3 protein-coding genes and 2 pseudogenes are annotated in these 4,823 nt (G+C 62.9%); 1 reads left to right on the top strand and 4 read right to left on the bottom strand.

What is annotated here, in order from left to right:
• From ACRWND_RS30250 to ACRWND_RS30235, 4 genes and pseudogenes are all read right to left on the bottom strand, one after another.
• Nucleotides 1-2,534: hypothetical protein (locus ACRWND_RS30250; protein ID WP_431955074.1), on the bottom strand; the 2,534-nt coding region annotated here is incomplete at its 3' end.
• Between the two features lie 94 nt (nt 2,535-2,628).
• Nucleotides 2,629-2,826, bottom strand: a pseudogene (locus tag ACRWND_RS30245) (integrase core domain-containing protein); the annotation flags it as partial.
• A gap of 342 nt (nt 2,827-3,168) precedes the next feature.
• Nucleotides 3,169-4,071 carry an IS3 family transposase gene (locus ACRWND_RS30240; RefSeq protein WP_431955072.1) on the bottom strand — a complete coding sequence of 301 codons (903 nt, stop codon included), beginning with the start codon at nt 4,069-4,071 and terminating at the stop codon, nt 3,169-3,171.
• Between the two features lie 5 nt (nt 4,072-4,076).
• Nucleotides 4,077-4,385: a transposase gene (locus ACRWND_RS30235; protein ID WP_431955070.1), complete on the bottom strand. Its 309-nt coding sequence runs from the start codon at nt 4,383-4,385 to the stop codon at nt 4,077-4,079.
• A 69-nt stretch (nt 4,386-4,454) separates the two neighbouring features.
• Here ACRWND_RS30235 and ACRWND_RS30230 point away from each other — a divergent pair.
• Nucleotides 4,455-4,640: pseudogene (locus tag ACRWND_RS30230) on the top strand (IS256 family transposase); the annotation flags it as partial.
• Between the last annotated feature and the right edge of the window lie 183 nt (nt 4,641-4,823).

Raw genomic sequence — 4,823 nt, 5'->3', positions numbered from 1 at the left:
TCGGCGGTCAGGCGGTGGGGGGAACTTGTCGTATGGCCCAGCACGCTATCCGCGGTGAACTCCTCGTCGAGTTCTTCGGACAGTTGGCGGCCGGGGTGGCTGGTGTCGACGAGTTCCGCTTCAGCCTTTTCAGCGGCCGGGGTCTGCGGTGTGCGCTGCCTGGACGATCCAGCCAGCGGTGTGTACTGCTCGTTCGATCCGGCCGTGTCCTGCGTACGCCCCGCTCCCCGAAGCCCCACAGGGGGAAGACCCAAGAGGTGTCTGGCGACAGCGCCGGCTTGCGCCCGGACGTCGCTCCTGGTGTAGTTCAGGGAACGCGATAGCGCCTGGTGAGCCGCGGCCACAGCCTCCACCGTGCTCGGAGCCTTGTTCAGTTTGCCCAGTTCCAAGTTGACCAGATGGAACAGCTCGACCGTCCGTGAGTGCTGGCGACTCGACCCCGCGGTCGAAATTTGCTGTCCGCCTGCCGAGGACTGCGGCGGGGGGGGTGGCATAAGCTGAAGGTGGGCGTCACCCAGGATGATTTGGGCGATGCGGGCCGCGCGTTCGGGTATATTCAGCCATGTCTCGAACTCAGACAAGCGCCTGTGCGCTGTGCGAATTTGTTGCGGAGTGGGGTCTCCGGGAAGTTTCCCGGAGGTGAGACGCGCTACTTTTCTCTGTAGAGCATGCTGTTCCTCCTCGCTTGGAGTGGGCGATGCCGGCTTGACACCTGGCCGCTCCTGTACTGCCCCCCCGAGGGTCATGTACAAGCTATCAAGATTTGGGTCTGTTTTTGCTCCGAACAGTCGCGCAGTTGCGTATTCGGCTATAAATTCTGCAGGGTTCTCGGCTGCGTAGGTGCTTACGGATGTGGCGATAAATTCATGCGCTTTATTGTCGGAGAAATTGGCGAAGTCCAGATCCGTGTCGTGGCCGGGATTGTGCTGGTGTGCCAGCCAGTGGAACATCTCGTGGATAACGTTGCCGAGTTCTGGGCGAACAAGCTCATCGAAAATCGCGCGCAGCCCCCCAGAGCTCGCAGGCGGAGTGTGAATCGCGGCCGTGATGACTATGTTGTCCGGCGCCATGAATTCGGCCAAGCTATCTTTATCCAGCGTGCTGCTTGCCGAAGTTGCTTCGATCCTGACAATATTCCTCCCGTTCCTTTCCCCTCCTTGAACCAGGAGGGAGCGGTAATATTTTGGAATATATACATTGAGCTGCCCTGGGAGGGCGTAACCGGCTCTCCTCAAAATGGAGAGCGCTTCCGTGGTCAGGCGCATGCCGTCTTGGGCCAGCTTGTCACCTTTGTGACTATAGAAGGTGATTTTAACGCCCTCATAATCGAGCGTTTTCGATCCGAAATCACCGTTCGTGTCCCATCGTTTACCCTCGGAGGAGTGCGAGGCTGTGAACGATTTAAGCTCAGGGTAATTGAGCATCTGGTCCAGAGTCAGCGCGCGATCGTCTACATTGTTGTGAACCGTGATGACGGCGTTCCGCCTAAGGTCGATCATGGCATGATCCAGATCCCACTGGGATATCGCACGCGACTCATCGATGGCAGCATCAGGCAGTGAGCCGTCCGCTTTGCGAGGATGGGCAATATACGGGTAGTTGGCGACAGTATCCTCCAGCCCATCTTCTGGTTTTTCTCTCGAAATGTACGGCTCCATCTCTGGAGCGATTCTCGCATAAGCTGCCTTATTGTGCCTTTCCATGGCAGTTGACACCACCATTATCTTTCCCGCTTTGATCCCAACTTCTTTCAGCCATGCCGCTTGGTACTGCGTCACCGGGGTATCCCCGGTTTCGACTTGGGAAATCCAAGCCTGAGATGCGGCGGATATCTGCCTCCGGTCGCCATGTGCATTAACGATATTTTGGATAGCCTTATCGAGCGCGGACCCGTCCCCACGCAATACCGGTCCGCGGCGCCGCGACGCTGTCGAATTTTCTGGACGTGAGGACGAGGTTTCTCCGGCCCGGGAAGAGGAGCTCGCTGGAACGACCGCGCGATGACCCCCCTGGTTCCACATGCCCGCCGGACCCCCGCTCACCGCATGGGAGCCGGATTCCCTCCTCAATCGTTCCGACAACAGATACGCCGGCCGCTCGACCAAGGGCAGGTCCGAACGGGGATCACGGTCCAAGAGCGCGGCGACCAGCGTGCGCATGGTGTCGTGCCACGCGAGATAGTCACCCGCGGTCGTTCCTGGGATGGCGTCCCGGCGGATGATCGGCGGAGCCTGATGCCGCCCGCTCATGATCTGACCGGCTTCCCGCTCTACTACCTCCCGGCGGGCCGGCGACAGACTGCTCAGGTGCAGCTCAGCTCGCGCGGCCTCCTCCGCCCAGGCCGAGCGCACCGTAGCGTCCACCGCCGGATAGACAGGGCCCCGCAGCCGGTAGCCAGTCTGCGGGACGGTGGCTTCGAGGCGCTCGAAGTGCGCGGCGAGAGCGGCCAACTGCGCCCGCGCATCAGACAGCTGCTCTATTTCGGTGGCCACGTCTGGCTCCACAGCGAAGCAGACTTTGGTAAAATCGGGCATTATCGCGTCCTTGCTTGTCAAAATTTCCATGAAGGTCGGAATGAGCTGGTACGCCCCATTTGCAAACCGAACCGCCCCGGGTTCGGTGGAGATCTCAGATTGTGGTGGTGACCTGGGGTTTCGCGAGTTCGGTGTAGTAGTTGGCTTCGTACTCGACCGGCGGGACGTGGCCTATCTCACCATGGAGCCGTCGATGGCTGTACCAGTCGACCCACTCGGCGGTGGCCAGCTCGACCTGGGAGAGCGCCTTCCAGGGCCGTCGAGGCTTGATCAGCTCGGTTTTGTAAAGGCCCACCGTTGATCCTCGATCCACCGCGTGATTTCTGATCAGGAGTGTCGGGCGGGTTCTGGGCGTTTCCTCGGCATGCGGGCAGCGGTGATCGCCGGGTGGCCGTCCGGGGCGGGGTCTCCGAGGTCTTTCGGGTCGTGGGCGGACAGGGCAGTCGTGCAGGTCAGGTGACCATGCGCTGTCCGGCCGCCGTCCACAAGTCGGCGAAGTCGTGCTCCCAGCGCCAGCTTTGGGGCAGGTGGAGGGTGAGGCGGCGGGCACCGGTGGAGATCCGGGCGGGAATGTTGATCAGGTGGCGGCGGATGGTGCCGGTGAAGTTCCCCCCTGATCTTGGACAGCGGTTGCTTACGCTGCGGGGGTGAAGTCGTGCTGCAGCCTGGCTCGGGTTTCGAGTGGGGTGAGGTACCCGAACTCGGGGTGCTTGCGGAGCCTGGTGCGGTTGTACTCGACTTCAATGAAGCGGAAGACGTCGGCGCGGGCGGCCTCGCGGCTGTCCCAGACGGTGGTGCCGATCTCCGCTTTGAGCAGTCCGAAGAAGCTCTCGGCTGCGGCATTATCGTAGCATATGCCGGTTCTTCCCATGCTCTGCCTCAGGCCCAACCTCCTTATCTCCCTGCGGAATTCGCCGGAGGTGTACCCGCTGCCTCGGTCGGTGTGCATGATGCAGCCGGGCTGCAGTTCGCCGCGGCCGGCGGCCATGCGCAGGGCGTCGGTGACCAGTTCGGCACGGTGGTGGTCGGCCATCGCGTAGCCGATCACCTCGCGGGTCGCCAGGTCGATGACGGTGGCCAGGTACCACCAGCCCTCGATGGTCGGCAGATACGTGATGTCGCCGACCAGCTTCGTGCCTGGCCGGGCGGCGGTGAAGTCGCGGCCGACCAGGTCCGGGGCCGGCGCGGCCTTGGCGTCCGGCTTCGTCAGGTGGCGGCGCCTGCGGCGGGTGATGCCGCGGATGTCGCGCTCCCGCATGATCCGCTCGACCTTCTTCCGGTTGATGCCATGGCCCTTCCGCCGGAGCTCGGCGTGGACCCGTGGGACGCCGTAAGCTCCCCGGGAAGCGGCGTGGATCTCGCGGATTTGACCGGCCAACTCCTCCTCGGCGCGCTGTCGTTCGGCGACAGCAGGCCGCGACGCGAGCCATGCGTAGTAGGTGGAGCGGTTGATGCCCAGGACGCGGCACAGCCGCGCGACGCTGTAGCCACCGGGGTTCGCCTCGGTAGCCTTCTCCGCATCGATGAAGAGACACACAGTGTCTACTTCACGATCTCCTTCGCGAAGAAGGCAGCGGCTTTTACCAGGATCTCGTTCGCCTTCTTGACCTCGGCAAGCTCACGGCGGACGCGACGCAGTTCCTCGCGCTCATCGCTGGTCAGCGCGCCGGAGGGCCCCTCGCCCCGGTCGATCTGCGGCTGCTTGACCCAGCCCCGCAGCCCCTCGGGGCTCACTCCCAGCTCCCGGGCGATCTCGGTGACGTTCCGATGCGGCGAGGACCGCACGAGAGCAATCGCGTCCCGCTTGAACTCGGCCGTGTACCGCTTACTCATGTTGCTCTTGCCACTCACGATCTGGACTGCTTCCTCCGGGACTCAACCGTCCCAGTATCAGGCTGTCCAGCTCAGCGGGGGAACTTCAGGACCAAGGTCACCCGCGGCGCCGGCAGCCCGGCCGCGGCCCTCGCGATGGTCTTCAAACTCGTTGAGTCCGCCCAGGCCCGCTGGCGAGCGGTCACCGCACCGCACCTCGTCGCCCTCGTCCGAGCCGGCGCCCGCTTCGAGAACGGCCTCCTCGTCGAACAGGACGAGACCTTCGCCGCTTGATCCACCTCAACTGATCCACAAGTCTTGACAATTACTCCCCGCCACCGACGTTAAACGCAACGATGTTTTTTCGAAACACGCCCTATTGATCCGAAACGGTTTGGGTTCTGGGTCGTTGATGATGTGTGAGCGATCTGGTGGGGGACGCGCGGCATCTGTCGCCGTCGGCGCAGGAGGCCCTGC

It is taken from the genome of Actinacidiphila sp. bgisy167 (assembly GCF_965342175.1).
Classification (GTDB): domain Bacteria; phylum Actinomycetota; class Actinomycetes; order Streptomycetales; family Streptomycetaceae; genus Actinacidiphila.
The sequence above is the reverse complement of the archived record's forward strand: the minus strand, read 5'-3'. Positions and strand labels throughout refer to the sequence as shown.